Annotated in this window: 16 protein-coding genes; 11 read left to right on the forward strand and 5 right to left on the reverse strand. The window is 33.2% G+C overall.

The window, feature by feature from the left end; translation table 11 throughout:
* The first annotated feature begins 140 nt into the window (after nucleotides 1-140).
* From ACSULM_RS00340 to ACSULM_RS00365, 6 genes are all read left to right on the forward strand, one after another.
* Nucleotides 141-920, forward strand: coding sequence for a sulfite exporter TauE/SafE family protein (locus ACSULM_RS00340; RefSeq protein ID WP_069995098.1), 780 nt, complete (start codon nucleotides 141-143; stop codon nucleotides 918-920).
* A 161-nt stretch (nucleotides 921-1,081) separates the two neighbouring features.
* The gene (gene sppA, locus ACSULM_RS00345) at nucleotides 1,082-2,074 is read left to right on the forward strand and encodes a signal peptide peptidase SppA (RefSeq protein WP_436854111.1); all 993 of its coding nucleotides are present in this window, start codon (nucleotides 1,082-1,084) and stop codon (nucleotides 2,072-2,074) included.
* 9 nt (nucleotides 2,075-2,083) lie between these two features.
* A complete protein-coding gene (locus ACSULM_RS00350; protein WP_436859787.1) occupies nucleotides 2,084-2,629 on the forward strand; it encodes an RDD family protein in 546 nt (181 codons plus the stop codon).
* Nucleotides 2,630-2,721: 92 nt separating this feature from the next.
* Nucleotides 2,722-3,216: a thiol peroxidase gene (gene tpx / locus ACSULM_RS00355; protein ID WP_436859788.1), complete on the forward strand. Its 495-nt coding sequence runs from the start codon at nucleotides 2,722-2,724 to the stop codon at nucleotides 3,214-3,216.
* A 169-nt stretch (nucleotides 3,217-3,385) separates the two neighbouring features.
* Nucleotides 3,386-4,333, forward strand: coding sequence for a class I SAM-dependent methyltransferase (locus tag ACSULM_RS00360; protein WP_436859789.1), 948 nt, complete (start codon nucleotides 3,386-3,388; stop codon nucleotides 4,331-4,333).
* An 85-nt stretch (nucleotides 4,334-4,418) separates the two neighbouring features.
* A complete protein-coding gene (locus tag ACSULM_RS00365) occupies nucleotides 4,419-5,618 on the forward strand; it encodes an acetate kinase (RefSeq protein WP_436859790.1) in 1,200 nt (399 codons plus the stop codon).
* A 111-nt stretch (nucleotides 5,619-5,729) separates the two neighbouring features.
* Here the strand turns inward: ACSULM_RS00365 and ACSULM_RS00370 are convergent, their stop codons facing one another.
* Nucleotides 5,730-6,926 carry an esterase-like activity of phytase family protein gene (locus ACSULM_RS00370; protein ID WP_436859791.1) on the reverse strand — a complete coding sequence of 399 codons (1,197 nt, stop codon included), beginning with the start codon at nucleotides 6,924-6,926 and terminating at the stop codon, nucleotides 5,730-5,732.
* Nucleotides 6,927-7,138: 212 nt separating this feature from the next.
* A complete protein-coding gene (locus ACSULM_RS00375; protein WP_069995105.1) occupies nucleotides 7,139-7,639 on the reverse strand; it encodes a universal stress protein in 501 nt (166 codons plus the stop codon).
* 143 nt (nucleotides 7,640-7,782) lie between these two features.
* On the opposite strand from ACSULM_RS00375, the gene ald reads away from it, so the two are divergent.
* Nucleotides 7,783-8,898, forward strand: a complete 1,116-nt coding sequence (ald, locus tag ACSULM_RS00380; RefSeq protein WP_436854106.1) for an alanine dehydrogenase — start codon at nucleotides 7,783-7,785, stop codon at nucleotides 8,896-8,898.
* A 76-nt stretch (nucleotides 8,899-8,974) separates the two neighbouring features.
* Here the strand turns inward: ald and ACSULM_RS00385 are convergent, their stop codons facing one another.
* Nucleotides 8,975-9,604, reverse strand: a complete 630-nt coding sequence (locus tag ACSULM_RS00385) for a copper homeostasis protein CutC (RefSeq protein WP_436859792.1) — start codon at nucleotides 9,602-9,604, stop codon at nucleotides 8,975-8,977.
* Nucleotides 9,601-10,653, reverse strand: coding sequence for a M24 family metallopeptidase (locus ACSULM_RS00390; RefSeq protein ID WP_436859793.1), 1,053 nt, complete (start codon nucleotides 10,651-10,653; stop codon nucleotides 9,601-9,603). The genes ACSULM_RS00385 and ACSULM_RS00390 overlap by 4 nt, the downstream gene beginning before the upstream one ends.
* A 208-nt stretch (nucleotides 10,654-10,861) precedes the next feature.
* Between ACSULM_RS00390 and ACSULM_RS00395 the strand changes: the two genes are divergently transcribed.
* A complete protein-coding gene (locus ACSULM_RS00395) occupies nucleotides 10,862-11,551 on the forward strand; it encodes a metal-dependent hydrolase (protein WP_436859794.1) in 690 nt (229 codons plus the stop codon).
* Between the two features lie 63 nt (nucleotides 11,552-11,614).
* Here the strand turns inward: ACSULM_RS00395 and ACSULM_RS00400 are convergent, their stop codons facing one another.
* Entirely contained in the window at nucleotides 11,615-12,028 is a 414-nt protein-coding gene (locus ACSULM_RS00400) for a universal stress protein (RefSeq protein WP_436859795.1), read from the reverse strand.
* Nucleotides 12,029-12,255: 227 nt separating this feature from the next.
* Between ACSULM_RS00400 and ACSULM_RS00405 the strand changes: the two genes are divergently transcribed.
* The 3 genes from ACSULM_RS00405 to ACSULM_RS00415 are packed head-to-tail and all read left to right on the forward strand — an operon-like array spanning nucleotide 12,256 to nucleotide 17,748.
* Complete coding sequence (locus tag ACSULM_RS00405; RefSeq protein ID WP_436859796.1) at nucleotides 12,256-13,548, forward strand: DRTGG domain-containing protein; 1,293 nt, start codon at nucleotides 12,256-12,258, stop codon at nucleotides 13,546-13,548.
* A 40-nt stretch (nucleotides 13,549-13,588) separates the two neighbouring features.
* Nucleotides 13,589-14,524, forward strand: coding sequence for a DHH family phosphoesterase (locus ACSULM_RS00410; protein WP_436859797.1), 936 nt, complete (start codon nucleotides 13,589-13,591; stop codon nucleotides 14,522-14,524).
* A 20-nt stretch (nucleotides 14,525-14,544) separates the two neighbouring features.
* The gene (locus ACSULM_RS00415; RefSeq protein ID WP_436859798.1) at nucleotides 14,545-17,748 is read left to right on the forward strand and encodes a DNA polymerase III subunit alpha; all 3,204 of its coding nucleotides are present in this window, start codon (nucleotides 14,545-14,547) and stop codon (nucleotides 17,746-17,748) included.
* Nucleotides 17,749-17,896: the final 148 nt, after the last annotated feature.

Genomic DNA, 17,896 nt, shown 5'->3' on the forward strand with positions numbered 1-17,896 from the left:
CAGAATTCAGGACATAACTTCTTATATAGCTGTATTGATAGTACAAATTTACGTAATATGAAGTTGTTGTAGATATAGTGCTCTGGGATTAGTACTACGACACTACATGTGCATCAAGAGATGAAAAAGGGGACTTTAATATGTTGGAATGGGATATATCAATAGTAATCATTATTGTATTACTTGGGTTTTTAGCGGCATTTATAGATGCTGTCGTAGGTGGCGGTGGGTTAATTTCAATTCCAGCATTACTTGCAGTTGGTATGCCACCATCAATAGCATTAGGGACGAATAAATTAGCAAGTGCTTTTGGCTCGTTAACAAGTGCATTACGTTTTCTAAGATCGGGTAATGTTGATTTAAAAATTGTTGGAAAACTATTTCCGTTTGTGTTTTTGCTGTCAATCGGCGGTGCAAGTTTAGCTACCTTTTTACCATCAGAACTGTTAAAACCAATTGTTATCGTGATTTTAACACTGGTAATGATTTATACAATTATGAAAAAAGACTGGGGTAATGTACGAACTTTCACCAAACTTACACTAGGAAAAGCGATTCTATTTGCTGTATTGATGAGTTTGATAGGTTTCTATGATGGTTTCTTAGGCGGTGGCACGGGTTCGTTTATGTTATTCATTCTATTAATGTTTGGATTTGATTTCTTAGGAGCCGCAGGTAATGCAAAAGTGTTAAACTTTGCCTCTAATTTAGGCGCATTACTTTTGTTTATGTGTTTAGGTCAGGTGGATTATTTTTATGGCTTAATTATGGCAGCTAGTATGGTTTGTGGTTCATACATAGGCGCAATGTTTGCGATTAAAAAAGGTGTGGGTTACGTCAAAACTTTATTTATTATTGTGACAGCAATACTTATATTGAAAAATACATATGATTATGTAATGCAACTGTTGCAAAACTAAATGCGAGATAAAATTAAATATTAAAGAGAACAGACATATGAAAACGATTCATTCATATGTCTGTTTTTTTAAAACTATTATAATAAATATGGTATACACACGTGAATTAATTGTGTTTTAATGAAGTAGGAGTCAATAAAAATATATAGGAGTGACTGAAAATGTCGAAAAAGCGTATTATCGCTATAGTCCTTGCGGTTGTAATCGTACTCGGTGGTATTATTATGAGTTCAATATCCGCAGTTGTGTCGTCTATTTTTAATGAGTCAACTACGACGGACATGGATCCTTTTACTGAAGAAGTTGAAAAAGAAGGAGATTCAAGTAAACGTATTGCACATTTAACCTTAAATGGTGAAATTGCAGAAGGTACGGGTGGAGGCATGTTTGGTGAAGAAGGCTATAATCATACAGCTTTTCTAAAGCAATTGGATAAAGTAAAAAAAGATGATTCAGTCAAAGGCATGTTACTTACTGTGAATACACCTGGTGGCGGAACATATCCTAGTGATGAAATATATCAGAAAATAAAGCAAATCAAGCAAAAAGGTAAAAAAGTTTATGTACATATGGGTAGCATGGCGGCTTCAGGTGGCTACTATATTTCGGCACCTGCAGATAAAATCTATGCCGGTCCACAATCAATGACTGGATCAATAGGTGTGATTATGTCTAGTATTGATTATTCAGGATTACAAAAAAATCTTGGCATCAAACAGAATGTAATAAAATCTGGCAAACATAAAGATATATTAAGTAGCTCAAGAGAAATGACAGGCGAGGAAAAGGATATCTTGCAATCAGTGCTTGATGACAGCTTTGATCGTTTTGTGAACATTGTTAAAGATGGTAGACATATGTCAGAGAGTAAAGTAAGAAAATTGGCAGATGGTCGTATTTACAGTGCGCAACAAGCAAAAAGTAATGGCTTAATCGATGAAATTGGTTATGAAGATAGTACATTGAAAGCTATGAAAAAAGACATGAATGCAAAAGATGCAGAAGTCTTTGAATATAGTGAAGATGGTGGTTGGTTCTCATCAGTATATAGTGCTAAAACAAATATTTCACAATTTACTAATGAACTAAAAGATGTAAAATCAATACTCAAAAACGATACTAAAGCTGAACCGATGTATCTTTACGAAGGTTAGGTGATATCTATGGATAATATAGAAAATGACAATACACAATCATTAAATCAAGCACACACACAGATGCCTGAATCAGAAAAAGACGAACTCTATCAACAACAAATGCAAAAAGCACTTTATGCTGGTTTCGGTATAAGGTTTTGCGCATTTGTCATTGATTGTCTCATCGTGTTTGGTGTGCATAGCATCATTTTCAAACCAATATATCACTTTACAAATATAGATTCCGCTAAATTGTGGATTGATTATTTTAGTGTAGATCATATATTGGGTGCATTATTATTTTATTTATATTTTGTCCTGTTAACGAAATATTATAAACAAACACTAGGGAAAATGATTTGCAACATCAGAGTAGAACGAATAGATAGACAACAACTTACATGGTCAGATGTCTTATTTAGAGAATGGATAGGCAGAATTATCAATGGTGTGCTAGGTAGTTTACCTTATTTGGTTGTTATATTTACTAATAAACATAGAGGTATTCATGATTACTTTGCAGACACAGTTGTTATCAAAAATAAGTTTAGCAAATTGTTTTATTTAAAGTAGATTGACACCATTTTCAAATTGCATGCTATCTTTCAAATTAACAAAGCGTTATAATTACAGTTGTAAGCACTAATAATTTAGGAGGCGTTCAAATGGCGCAAATTACATTTAAACAAGATCCAGTTACATTACTAGGTTCACAAGTAAAAGAAGGACAAACAGCGCCTGATTTTACATTGCTAGATAACAATTTAAATGAAGTAAATTTATCAACTTATGATGGTCAAAAGAAATTGATTAGTGTAGTACCGTCTATTGATACTGGTGTTTGTGATCAACAAACGCGTAAATTCAACGAAGAGGCATCTCAAGAAGAAGGCGTTGTTTTAACAGTTTCAGTTGATTTACCATTTGCTCAAAAAAGATGGTGTGCTTCAAACGGCTTAGAAAATGTCATTACTTTAAGCGACCATAGAGATTTATCTTTTGGTAAAAATTATGGTGTGGTAATGGAAGGTTTACGTTTACTTGCACGTTCAGTGTTTGTATTAGATAAAAATAACAAAGTAGTATATTCAGAAATTGTATCAGAAGGTACAGATTTCCCTGATTTTGAATCTGCTTTAGAAGCATATCGCAGTATTTAATTACGTTTTATATATATAATTTTTATAAGTTGAAGATATTGTCACAACAGTGAACAGTATGATTGACATTATAAACATTACTGTCCATAATTATTTGGTAAAATGAGTTAGTATAGACTGACTTAGTTTCAATCAAATTATGGGCAGTTTTTTTAGAGAGGACTTTTAGATGACACAAGAAGAAACAGTAATGGAACAATTGTTTAAGACATTAGATGAAAAAGCCAAAACTTTAAATGATGACAACGGACAAAGCTTTATAGAAAATTTAGGGTTGGCTATGGAATATATTTATACAAGTAAGCGAGATTTATTGGAACGTGCAACGTTGCAAGATAGAAGAAAAGCCTTCCAATTCGCATACCTTAGCTTAATGCAAAAAGAAGACATTCAAGCAAATCACCAAATCACACCCGATTCAATTGGTTTAATTTTAGGATTTTTAGCAGAACGCTTCTTAAAGAATAATGAATCTATGCATGTTGCTGATATTGCCAGTGGTGCAGGGCATTTAAGTGCATCTGTACACGAAGTACTAGCTAATCATACGTTAATGCATCATTTGGTAGAAGTTGATCCAGTATTATCAAGAGTTAGTGTACATTTAGCAAACTTTTTGGAAATTCCTTTCGATGTATATCCGCAAGATGCAATCATGCCTTTACCATTTGAAGATGCGGATGTAGTGATTGGTGATTTACCAATTGGATATTATCCAGTAGATGACAGAAGTAAGGAAATGGCACTCGGCTTTGAAGAGGGTCATAGTTACTCTCATTTCTTATTAATAGAACAAGCGATCACAGCAATGCGTCCTTCTGGATTTGCATTTCTAGTAGTGCCAAGTAATATATTTGAAGGCAATAATGTGAAACAGTTACAAAATTTCATTGCTACAGAAACTGAAATGCAAGCATTTTTAAATTTACCATCAACATTATTTAAAAATGAAAAAGCACGTAAATCTATATTGGTATTGCAGAAAAAAGAAACGAATGTAACTAAACCCGTTGAAGTCTTGTTGGCAAATATACCAGATTTTAAAAATCCCCAACAATTCCAAGCATTTTTACAAGATTTGAATGTATGGATGGAAGAAAATCATCCTGAAAATTAAACTGTAATATCCTTGAATTCATGCTGTATTAATGATTAAATAGTATTGGATATAAAACTTATTTGAAAATGGAGGCATTATGCTCATGTCAAAATTGATTTTGGCTATAAACGCTGGTAGTTCATCTTTGAAATTTCAACTTATTGAAATGCCGGAAGAAAAAATTGTAACAAAGGGACTTATCGAACGTATTGGATTAAAAGATTCTGTTTTCACTATTGAAGTTAATGGGGAAAAAATTAAAGAAACGAATGATATTCAAGATCATGAAGAAGCCGTTAATATTATGTTAGAAAGCTTTAAAAAACATGGTATTATCGACAGTATTTATGATATTGATGGTACAGGACATCGTGTTGTTCACGGTGGAGAATTATTCCCTAAATCAGCATTTATTACGGATGAAGTAGAACAACAAATTGAATCATTAAGTGAGTTAGCACCATTACACAACCCAGCTAACTTAATGGGAATTCGTGCATTCCGTAAATTATTACCAGAAATACCACATGTTGCAGTATTCGATACATCATTCCACCAAACAATGCCAGAACAAGCATATCTTTATAGCTTACCTTACCAATATTATAAAGAATATGGCATTCGTAAGTATGGATTCCATGGTACGAGTCATAAGTATGTGTCTCAACGTGCGGCTGATATTCTTGGTAAACCAATTGAAGAGTTAAGAATTATTTCATGCCACATAGGTAACGGTGCTTCTATTGCAGCGATTGATGGTGGAGAATCTGTCGATACTTCAATGGGCTTCACACCATTAGCGGGTGTAACAATGGGAACTCGTTCTGGTAATATTGACCCAGCCTTAATTCCATTTATCATGGAAAAAACAGGTAAAAATGCTGAGGAAGTATTGAACACGTTGAATAAAGAATCAGGATTATTAGGGATTTCTGGTACTTCAAGTGATTTACGTGATATTCAAGAAGAAGCAGAATCAGGTAAAGAAAGAGCGCAATTAGCACTTGATGTATTTGCTTCACGTATTCACAAATATATTGGTTCTTATGCAACACGTATGCATGGCGTAGATGTTATCGTCTTCACTGCTGGTGTTGGTGAAAATTCTGATGCTGTGAGAGCTAAAGTATTAGAAGGTTTAGAATTCATGGGTGTTTATTGGGATGCTAAGAAAAATGAAAGCATTCATGGTGAAGAAGGCTTCATCAATTACCCACATTCTCCAGTTAAAGTAATTGTTATTCCAACAAACGAAGAAGTAATGATTGCACGTGATGTTATTGAATTCGGAGATGTTAAATAATATTTTTCTTCACTTATAAAGTTGAAAATTTACTAGCTATATTTTTAAAAAGCGAGTTAATCCAAAGATAACGGATTAGCTCGCTTTTAAATTTATGATATTAAGATTTGCTTATGATTCTGGAATAACCTCAAAGGCTAAAAATTGTGATTTTTGTGCTTTGTTAAAGTTATCATCTGATGCTATGACTAGACTGTCATGACCGTTTGGTAATTTTTTACCAAAACTCATACCTTCAATATTGTCGATATGTGCTATATCTTTGCTATTTAAGTTTGCAATTAATTGTTTTTTGACAGGCTTTATATTGCTATTTTTGATTGATTTTAAATTTTTAATATCAGTGGCATTTTGTGTATTGATTTTATATATACGCACATAATTTTTAAAAGAATCGTCAGCAGCTTGTACACTGGCACGTTCCAAAGCTAAGAATTCATGATTGTTGATAGCTAATATTTCTGAAACGCCATTTTCAGCATGTTTACCTTTACCAGGTGTCTTTGGAATGTCATCTAATGGGTAAGCAAATTCAGTTAATAAGTTACCGGCTCTATCATATTGAGTAATGCGTGATTGTCCTCCGGATTTTGGCGTTGGTTCAGCGCCATCTTGCAGTAATGGTGCTTCCATTGATGTCCATAATGATTGACCATCTGTAGAAAAAGTACTACCTTCTAATGCTAAGTTATTTCTAAAGCCTTGCTTATTCTGTTTATCCATTTTGTGTATTGGATTAATAGGGGTATCTGAAATGAAATCTCCATTAGTTGTGGCAAAGCGTATGAACGGATTAAGGCCTAAAGTACGATCACCTTCACTAGTGTATAAGATTTGATTATACAGGGGATCGAAACGAATAGATTCTGGATCTGCTACAATATCATTTTTATTATTTTTAAAATGTTTTTTATCTGTGTAAGGTTCACCATTTGGTTGTTTTAAAGTATGCACATTTTTTAACTTTACGTGTTTAAACTGCTTTTGATTATAATTAAGTTGTGCTTCATAAAACCGTGATGCATTCTGTTCTGAACGATCATCGCTCAATAATAACCATTTGTTATTGTTAGGGTTATATGTAATACCAGAAATACCACCAACTTTAGTTTTTTTAAATTGTTTATTATATGGAATGGTCTGACTATCGATATATTTTAAGTCTTTTACAGAATGTTCTTCAGATGGTGCAGTTGATGCAGATGGCGAACCAGAACCGCTTGCTAGTGCTGATTGTGCACCAATTACTGGATTTAGTACAGTTATTGCTAATAAACCAATAGTAAGCTTTTTATTAAAAATATTCATAATTAGAGCGCTCCTTTGAAAAATACATTAAAGTCATTATAGCGTATAGGTATGAAATTAAATTAAAGATTCAATGACTATATTGTAAATGTAAAAGGATGCAGTTTGACTAAAAATTGTGAAACAAAAGGGGCATTAAATTCACGGTAAGTGAACTTAATGCCCAATTTATAACACACATTCATAAATAATTACGTTTTAAATAAGTGAGATTAAGCTTGATACTGAGATCTAAATTCGTCTGTAGCAACTTGTGGTTGGAAATCTTCAGGAAGTTCTTCAGTACGAACAACTAATACATCACATGGTGAATGACGTACAATAGCTTCTGAAACAGATCCAACGATAAATCTTTCAACGGCATTTAAGCCTGAAGTACCACACATGATTAAATCTGCATTAACGTCTGTTGCGAGTTTTTTCGGAATAATTGCTTTAGGAGAACCAAACTCTAAACGTGTTTCAACATTTGTAACGCCAGCGTTAGTAGCAACTTCTTTGTATCCTTTTAATAAATCTTCAGAGAAATTTTTAGATTTCTCAGTGAATTGTGCATCATACACTTCATAAGAAGAATATGTTCTGGAATCGATTACATTTACCACTGTGAGTTTTGCATCATTACGTTTTGCCACATCCACTGCTTTGTTGAAAGCCCATTCAGCTTCATGTGATCCATCGACGGCTATTAAAATATTTTTATAAGTTAGCATCGTAATTACCTCCTTATTTTTCTTACTTATATTATACCACCGTTTACAGAATATTAACATAATTAAGATGTTGTAAAACTACCCGAAACTTTGATTGCGCTTTCATAAAATACACGTTACTATAGTTTTGGAGGTGGATGTAAATGATTATAGGTATTCCAAAAGAGATAAAGAATAATGAAAATAGAGTGAGTTTATCACCAAGTGGTGTTCATGCGTTAGTAGAGCAAGGGCATACAGTTGTTGTTGAAACGACTGCTGGTTTAGGTTCTTATTTTGAAGATGTAGATTACACTGAGGCTGGCGCACGCATTGTGAATGAGCAAGCTGATGTGTGGAATGTTGATATGGTTATGAAAGTTAAAGAACCATTAGAAGAAGAGTTCCAATATTTCAAAGAAGGTTTAATCCTATTTACTTATTTACATTTAGCAAATGAAGCTAAATTAACACAAGCATTATTAGATAATAAAGTTGTAGGTATTGCGTATGAGACAGTACAACTACCTGACCGTTCGTTACCATTATTAACTCCAATGAGTGAAGTTGCTGGACGTATGTCTTCACAAATCGGTGCAGAATTCTTACAGAAATATAAAGGCGGTATGGGTATTCTTCTTGGTGGCGTACCGGGCGTTTCAAAAGGACGTGTGTCTATTATCGGTGGCGGTCAAGCAGGTACAAATGCTGCGAAAATTGCACTTGGCTTAGGTGCAGACGTTACAATTTTAGATGTTAATCCAAAACGTTTACAAGAATTAGAAGATTTATTCGATGGTCGTGTACACACGATTATGTCTAATCCGTTAAACATTGCACAATGTGTGAAAGATAGTGACTTAGTTATTGGAGCTGTATTAATTCCAGGTGCTAAAGCGCCAAATCTAGTTACTGAAGATATGGTGAAGGAAATGAGAGACGGTGCTGTAATCGTTGACATTGCAATCGACCAAGGTGGTATTTTTGAAACGACTGATCGTATCTCAACTCACGATGATCCAACATACAAAAAACATGGTGTTGTACATTATGCAGTAGCAAACATGCCTGGTGCAGTGCCTCGTACATCAACCATTGCACTAAACAATGCGACATTACCTTATGCGCTACAACTTGCAAATAAAGGTTATTTAAAAGCATTACAAGATAATCCAGCTTTAGCATTAGGTTTAAACACTATCAATGGTGAATTGACAAATAAAGGTGTTTCAGAAGCATTGAAATTACCATATTCAGACATTGAGGGTGCATTGAAGTAAATATCATTATAAATTAAAAACTGGTAGGAATCCTATATGATGTGTAATCATAAGGGTTCACTACCAGTTTTTTTATCTATACTATTTTAGTACCATGTACTTCTTGGAATGGAAAAGCATCAAGTAATTGTTGCAAATTATCTTTATTCAAGCCACCACCAGGCATAATTTCGATATGTCCACCAGAATTAACAACTAATTTACCTAACTGATTTAAATTATCAAATAAATTGGTGTCACTTGGGCCACCATGAGTAAGTAGGCGAGTAAATCCTAATTCTATAAGCTGATGTAATGCTTTTACTTGTCCTTCTTTGTGAATTTGGTCAAATGCCATATGGCATACCACGTTAGTAGGTTCTGCTAATTGCTTTAATGTTTGCATTTGCCACTTGTTTAAAATGGAATCTTCAGTTAAACAACCAAATACAAAATAATCAATATCTAATGATTGCATTGCTTTAATGTCACGTTGCATAATCTCAAAATCGTATAAATTATAGACAAAGTCACCGCCACGAGGTCTAATCATTACCGCGATTTCAACTTCATGTGCTTTACAAATTTCAGCTGCAATTTCTACCATGCCATAGCTAGGTGTTGTACCGCCAACTGTAAGATTGTCGCACAGTTCAATGCGATCTGCGCCATTTTGTATAGCTTGTTCTACTTGTTGAATTGTTTCAACGACCGCTTCTTTTATCATTTTTCATAACCTGTTAAACTTTCATTGCCATGTTCAGTGACTAAGATATCATCTTCAATTCTGACACCAGCTACACCTGGAACGTAAATACCTGGTTCGACTGTGACAACCATACCTGCGACAAATTGATTTGTATTGGTACTAGAAACATCTTGGTATTCGTGTTCTTCGAGACCTAAACCGTGACCAAGACGGTGAGGGAAGTAATCACCATAACCTGCATCGCTAATAATATTACGTGCGATATCATCAACCTCTTTAATTGTCACGCCTGGTTTAATCGCTGCAATTGCAGCTTGTTCTGCTTTTAGTACAACATCATAGATTTCTTGAGCTTTAGCATTTGGCGTACCAAATTTAACAGTTCTTGTCATATCACTACAATAATTTTCATAAATAACACCTAGGTCGAACAATACAAATTCATCTTTTTGTAATTGACGCTCGCCAGGGGTACCATGTGGAGAAGCAGCATGATCTCCAAATAATACCATCGTATCAAAGCTCATTTCATTAACGCCATATGCTTTAATTTCATATTCTATGTGATTCACTACTTCACGTTCTGTAACGCCTTCTTTTAAGAACGCAACGCCTAGTTCAATACATTTATCTGCAAGGGCACATGCTTTTTTGATTTTTTCAATTTCACTTGCACTTTTTACATTTCTTAAATCTTTGATTGTTTGATCAATATCACCAAACGTTTGTACATTAAATGCTTCGATAAGTTCACGTTGACGATGAAGTGTTAAGTGAGCGGCTTCTACTAATAATTTTTCAATATTAATTGGATATTTTGCTAAAGCATTTTCAGTATCTAAATAACCGATAACTTCTCCTGTAAAAGGGGATGCCTTTACTTCTTCAACTTCTAATTGTGGACAAAATAATACTTGTTCACCATTTTCTTTAATTAAAAGTGCTAATAAACGTTCATGAGGATCACTTAAATAACCAGTAAAATAAAAAATGTTAAGTGGTGTAGTAATCCAAGCAGCGTCTGCCTGTTGTGATTGAATTGCATCTGTAATTTGTTCTATTTTCATTGTCGTTCATCCTCCTAAGTGCTTCAATAACCTAATTTTAGGTTACTTTGTAAAATAATTCAAAAGTTACATATTATAAAAAAGGTATTTCATGCAAATAAAGTTTGGATTATGGACTTAATCTTAAATTGTATGGAAGAAAAGTGTTATAGCATTAAAGAATTGTGGTATAAGTAAAGTAAATCGTTTTATGGGAGGAATACAACAAATGAAACTTTCATTTCATGGACAATCAACAATATATTTTGAAGCGAATGGCAAGAAGGTCATTGTAGATCCATTTATAACAGGTAATGAATTATCAGATTTAGATGCATCAACTTTAAAAGTGGATTATATTATTTTGACACATGGCCATGCAGATCATTTTGGAGATACAGTAGCATTAGCTAACAGAAACCATGCGACAGTAATTGGTTCTGCAGAATTAGGAGATTATTTAACGACTTACCACAATGTTGAAAATGTAAGACCAATGAATATTGGAGGGAAAGCAAATTTTGAATTTGGAAGCGTGAAGTATGTACAAGCATTCCATAGTTCAAGTTTAACTGATGATAATGGCATTCCAGTATACTTAGGTATGCCTATGGGAATTGTTTTAGAAATAGAAGGGAAAACAATTTATCATACTGGTGATACTGGATTATTCAGCGATATGAAATTAATTGCAGATCGTCACCCAGTAGACGTATGTTTCATACCAATTGGCGACAATTTTACTATGGGTATTGATGATGCAAGTTACGCTATTAATAACTTTATTAAACCGAAAATTTCAGTTCCAGTTCACTATGATACATTTGAATTAATAGAACAAAATCCAAATGAATTTAAAGAAGCTGTTGAGGTTGGAGATGTGCAAATCTTAAAACCAGGTGAAGCAGTACAATTCTAATATGTAATTCTTGTTAGTTTATAATAAAGACCCGAAATGCAATATAGCATTTCGGGTCTTTAATTATTTTACGATTAATACTGGGATGTGTGCTCTTTTAGCAACTTTATGACTTACACTACCTAAGACAAATTTTTTCTTGTCTTCAGCTTTTCGGTTACTTAGAACAACAATTTCATATTTGCCGCTATTTGCTTCTTTAACTAATTGTTCTTTTGCATTACCGCGGACAATGATTTCATCATACTGAATACCATATTCATCTAGACTATCTCGTGTACTCGCTAAGCCTTCACTACGTTTTTGAACTAGTTTATCCAAGTGAACACCAGATTTGATTGACGCTTGTGCATCTTGTTCGCTGATTGCATTCAAAATAGTGACTGTTGAACCTTCACCAGCTAATTTAGATACTGCTTCCAGTGCTTTTTCATTTTTAAGTGTTGTATCAACACCAAGTAAAATATTTTTGAACATTGTTCATCCCTCCTTAATTTCATTCTAATAAAATTTTATTAATAAAGCCAACTAAATTTTTATATTTTACTTAATACTTTAGTTAAAGGAAACTAAAATATAATTTTTTTGATATTTACTCTCGTGATAAATGTTTCTATTAAATAATTTGTTTCGTTACTTCGCATTTTTCCTGATAAAAAGTTATAATGTTATAGAAACTGTCAAAAATAAATGAGGTTATTGTAATGACAAAGCATGAACAAATTTTATCTTATATAGAATCTCTTGCAATAGGTCAAAAGATATCTGTCAGGAAAATAGCGAAAGATTTAAGTGTATCAGAGGGTACAGCCTATAGAGCGATAAAAGACGCTGGTCAAATTGGATTGGTCGCAACGATTGATCGAGTAGGAACGGTACGTATTGAAAAGAAATCTCGTGAACAAATTGAGCAACTAACCTTTGCAGAAATCGTTAAAATCATAGATGGACAAGTTTTAGGTGGACGTAATGGCTTAATCAAAACATTATCGAAGTTTGCAATAGGCGCCATGGAAATAGAGGATGTTGTAAAATATTTGAGTGCACATACGTTACTGATAGTTGGGAATCGTAAAGATGTTCAATTAGCAGCACTAAAAAGAGGTAGCGCCGTATTGATTACAGGTGGATTCAATACATCAGATGAAATTATCAAATATGCCGATGCACATGATTTACCGATATTATCATCGAATTATGACACATATTTAGTTGCAAATATTATTAATAGAGCTATGTATAATCAAATGATTCGTAAAGAGATCTTAGTCGTTGAAGATATCGTTAAACCTGTGACAGATGATACTGTTTTATTTGATCACATGAATCTAACTGATTACAAAGATAAAGCAAGTGAAACAGGTCACTCCAGATTTCCGGTTATCGACGAACATTGGAGATTAGTAGGTATTGTGACAAGTAAAGAAATTATTAAAATGAGCGAAATTGATACATTAGCACAATTTATGACACGTTCACCAATAAATGTACAATTGTCAACGACGGTTGCGAATTGTGCGCACATGATGATTTGGGAAGGCATTGAATTATTGCCAGTAACGACACCCAGTAAGAAATTAATAGGTGTCATCACTAGAAAAGATGTATTAACAGCGATGCAATTATTGAGTAGACAACCACAAGTTGGTGAAACGATTAATGATCAAATTGCTAAACATATTACGATAACTAATGAAGGCATTCAGGTACAAACATCCCCATTATTAACAAATCAATTTGGTACGTTAAGTAAAGCAGTGTTTGTTGCAATCATTGAAGAAACAGTACGTTATGAAATGAGAAAGTTAAAAAAACTTGAAGTAATGATTGAAAGTTTAAACATTATATATATTAAAACAGTGCAAATCGAATCAGAAATTGACGTTCAATATGATATGTTAGATGTTGGTAGAAACTTTTCAAAATTAGAAGTAACAATGACAAGCAACGGTCAAAATGTTGCCAAAGCCATGATTATTTGTCAGATGATTGATTAATTTAAAGAACCAATATCATAATTGAAAAGGAAGATAAAAAATGACTGAAGTGTTTAATCAAATTATGCAAGAAATTAAAAATACAGAAACGATAATTATCCATAGACATGTCAGACCAGATCCAGATGCGTATGGCTCACAATTAGGCTTAAAACAATACTTAAAATTAAAATTCCCGAATAAAAATGTATATGCAGTTGGTGAAGCAGAACCATCACTAGACTTCATAGGGACATTTGATGATATCAATGATGAGCAATATGAAAATGCATTGGTTATTGTATGTGATACAGCCAATTCGCCACGCATTAGTGACGCACGTTATGCATCAGGTAATAAATTAGTAAAAATTGATCACCATCCAGCAGTGGATCAATATGGGGATATAAACTATGTGAATGACCATGCGTCATCAACGAGTGAAATTATCTTTGACTTCATTGTACATTTTAATGACTTATCTATCATAGATGCTTCAGTAGCACGTGTACTTTATTTAGGTATTGTTGGTGATACTGGACGATTTTTATTTAATAATACAACTGCACATACGATGCAAGCCGCAAGTCAATTACTAGAATTTCCATTTAATCATAATGAAGAACTTAATAAAATGGGTGAGAAAGACCCTAAACTATTACCGTTTCAAGGATATGTATTACAACATTTTGATTTGAATGACAAAGGCTTTTGCAAGGTGAAAATTACTAAAGACGTACTTGAACAGTTTGATATTGCATCAAACGAAGCCTCTTTATTTGTTAATACAATTGCAGATATTAAAGGATTAAAAATATGGGTATTTGCAGTGGATGAAGGAACTGAAATTAGATGTCGAATTCGTTCTAAAGGCATCGTTATTAATGATGTCGCAAGTGACTTTGGTGGCGGTGGTCATCCAAATGCTTCAGGCGTTTCTGTTAAAGATTGGGAGCATTTTGAAATATTAGCTGAAACACTTAACAATAAATTATAAAAGATAGGAGGTATTTGCGAATGGTTACGCATTTAAATATACATACAACATATGATTTGCTCAATTCAAGTTTAAGAATTAATGATGTTGTTACTAAAGCTGCAAAAGAAGGCTATACAGCACTAGCTATCACAGATACAAACGTGTTATATGGGCTTCCGCAGTTTTATGATGCATGTATCTCAGCAAATATTCATCCTATTTTTGGTATGACTCTATATGTAACTGATGGTTTAAATGAAATTGAAACAATCGTGTTGGCTCAAGACAACCAAGGTCTTAAAGATTTGTTTAAATTATCTTCTGCAATAAAAATGAAAGATAAAACAGAAACCCCGGTTGAATGGTTAAAAAAATATATTGAGCATTTTGTTGTAATTTTTAAAAATGTCACAACAAGTCATGACGCTATTATTTCATCATTTCAAACGTATGAAGATGTCTATGTAAATCACACAAGTCAAGATACATATGGGTTGCCAGTTGTTTGGGCACAAAGTACTTGTTATTTAAATCAACAAGATGCAGATACGATTGCGGCATTAGCAGCAATCAAGGATAATAGCAAACTAGATTTAGTTAATGAACCCTACGATTATAATGCTCATTTTTATACTCAAACAGATTTACAAAGTATTGCAGCGAGTGAAGAAGTTTGGCATAATACCAGCCAAATTGCTAAACGTTGTCAAGCTGAAATAAGCTATCATCAATCACTACTACCAAAGTTCATAACACCAGATGGTCAGGTTTCTAAAGATTATTTATGGCAATTACTCGAACGCAATTTAACTGAATTAGCGCTTTCAAATGAACAACATGTACATTATCACAAACGTTTAGTACACGAATATAATGTCATCACAAATATGGGGTTTGAAGATTACTTTTTAATAGTAAGTGATTTGATCAACTACGCAAAGACACATGATGTACTGGTAGGTCCTGGGCGTGGCTCAGCTGCTGGGTCACTCGTTAGTTATTTATTAAATATTACGACAATCGATCCTATTCAATATAATTTACTGTTTGAACGTTTTTTAAATCCAGAGCGTGTAACTATGCCGGATATCGATATTGACTTCGAAGATACGCATCGTGAAAAAGTCATTCAATATGTGCAAGAAAAATATGGTGATAATCATGTAGCGGGTATAGTAACATTTGGACATTTATTAGCACGTGCCGTAGCAAGAGATGTCGGTAGAATCATGGGGTTTGACGATATAACATTAAATGAAATTTCGAAATTAATCCCACATAAACTTGGTATTACCTTAGATGAAGCATATGAACAAGAGGACTTTAAACAATTTGTACATCGTAACCACAGACATGAACGTTGGTTTGAAATTTGTAAAAAGTTAGAAGGCCTTCCTAGGCATACATCAACCCATGCTGCTGGTATTATAATTAATGATCATCCTTTATATGAATATGCACCCTTAACACTTGGAGATACAGGTTTATTAACTCAATGGACGATGACGGAAGCAGAAAGAATTGGTTTGTTAAAAATTGATTTCTTAGGGCTCCGAAATCTATCAATTATTCACCAAATCATAAAACAAGTAAAATATGATTTAAATAAAACGATTAATATAGAACAAATCCCATTTGATGATAAAGAAGTGTTTGATTTGCTATCTCAGGGCGACACAACAGGGATATTCCAATTAGAATCTGAAGGTATAAGAAATGTGTTGAAGAAATTACAGCCTAAACATTTTGAAGATATTGTGGCTGTGACATCACTCTATAGACCGGGACCAATGGAAGAAATTCCAACTTATATATCTAGGCGGCATAATCCTGATAAAGTTCAGTATTTGCATTCTGATTTGGAACCCATCCTAAAACGTACTTATGGCGTTATCATCTATCAAGAACAAATCATGCAAATTGCTAGTAAATTTGCGGGCTTTGATTATGGAGAAGCGGATATTTTAAGGCGTGCCATGAGTAAAAAGAATCGTGCGGTATTGGAGAGCGAACGTCAACATTTTGTAAAAGGGGCAACTGACAATGGTTATGATGAAGATTTAAGTAAACAAATTTTCGACTTGATTTTAAAATTCGCCGATTATGGATTCGCACGTGCGCATGCTGTAAGTTATTCTAAAATTGCTTATATCATGGGATATTTAAAAGTTCACTATCCTAACTATTTTTATGCAAATATTTTGAGTAATGCAATTGGTAGTGATAAGAAAACTGCGCTAATGATCGATGAAGCGAAACATCAAAAACTAACTATTTTAGCACCTAATATTAATTATAGTCATTGGTTTTATAAGGCAACAGATAAGGGTATCTATTTATCTATTGGGGCAATAAAAGGTGTAGGTTATCAAAGTGTTAAATTAATCGTTGACGAAAGAAAAGCAAATGGCCTTTATAAAGACTTTTTTGATTTTACACGTCGTATTCCAAAAAGAATTAAAACACGCAAATTATTAGAAGCTCTCATATTAGTGGGGGCATTTGATGATTTTGGAAAAAATAGAGCGACCTTGCTACAATCTATAGATCAAGTGCTTGACGGAGTATCAGATATTGAGCAAGATGATTTTATTTTTGATATGTTAACACCTAAAGCTACTTATGAAGAAAAAGAGGAGCTTCCAGATAAAATATTAAGTGATTATGAAAAAGAATATTTAGGATTCTATGTCTCTACACATCCAGTAGAAAAAGTTTTTGAACAAAAGCAATATTTAGGTATTTATAAATTAACTAATGCTAGAGATAATCACCCGATTTTTATACAAATTGATAATATTAAGAAAATACGAACTAAGAATGGACAACATATGGCGTTTGTAACATTAAATGATGGATTGAATAACTTGGATGGTGTTGTGTTTCCCGATGCATTCAAGCGTTTTGAAACAATGCTAAATGAAGACCAGATGCTCATTGTTAAAGGTAAGTTTGAACAACGCAATAACAAACAACAACTTATATTAAATCAGATAGAAACTATTGATGAATTTGAAAAAAGTAAGTTTGAGCAAGCGAAACAAATAGTAATTAGACATTTAGATAACGAGTTAGAATTGCAGCCATATTTATCGCAGTCTAATAATGAACATCAAATACCAGTTCAATATTTCAATGAAAACAATAGAAATACCAAAACAATTGGATATGTAACGAGAGAAAACCGCGTCTTGAGCGAGCTCACTCAGTTATTTTCGCCATGGGATATCAGAATAATTTAACTTTAATCAACTTATAAACTATGATATAGTTAACTGATGGTAAAGCATAAACTTGCCATCAGTTTTAATTTTTGTAAAATTGAATATAAAATAAATATAATAGCAAGAAAGTCTATATGTTTTTATTACAACTATTAACATGTGAAAG

Source organism: Staphylococcus caeli, assembly GCF_051413795.1.
Lineage (GTDB): Bacteria > Bacillota > Bacilli > Staphylococcales > Staphylococcaceae > Staphylococcus > Staphylococcus caeli_A.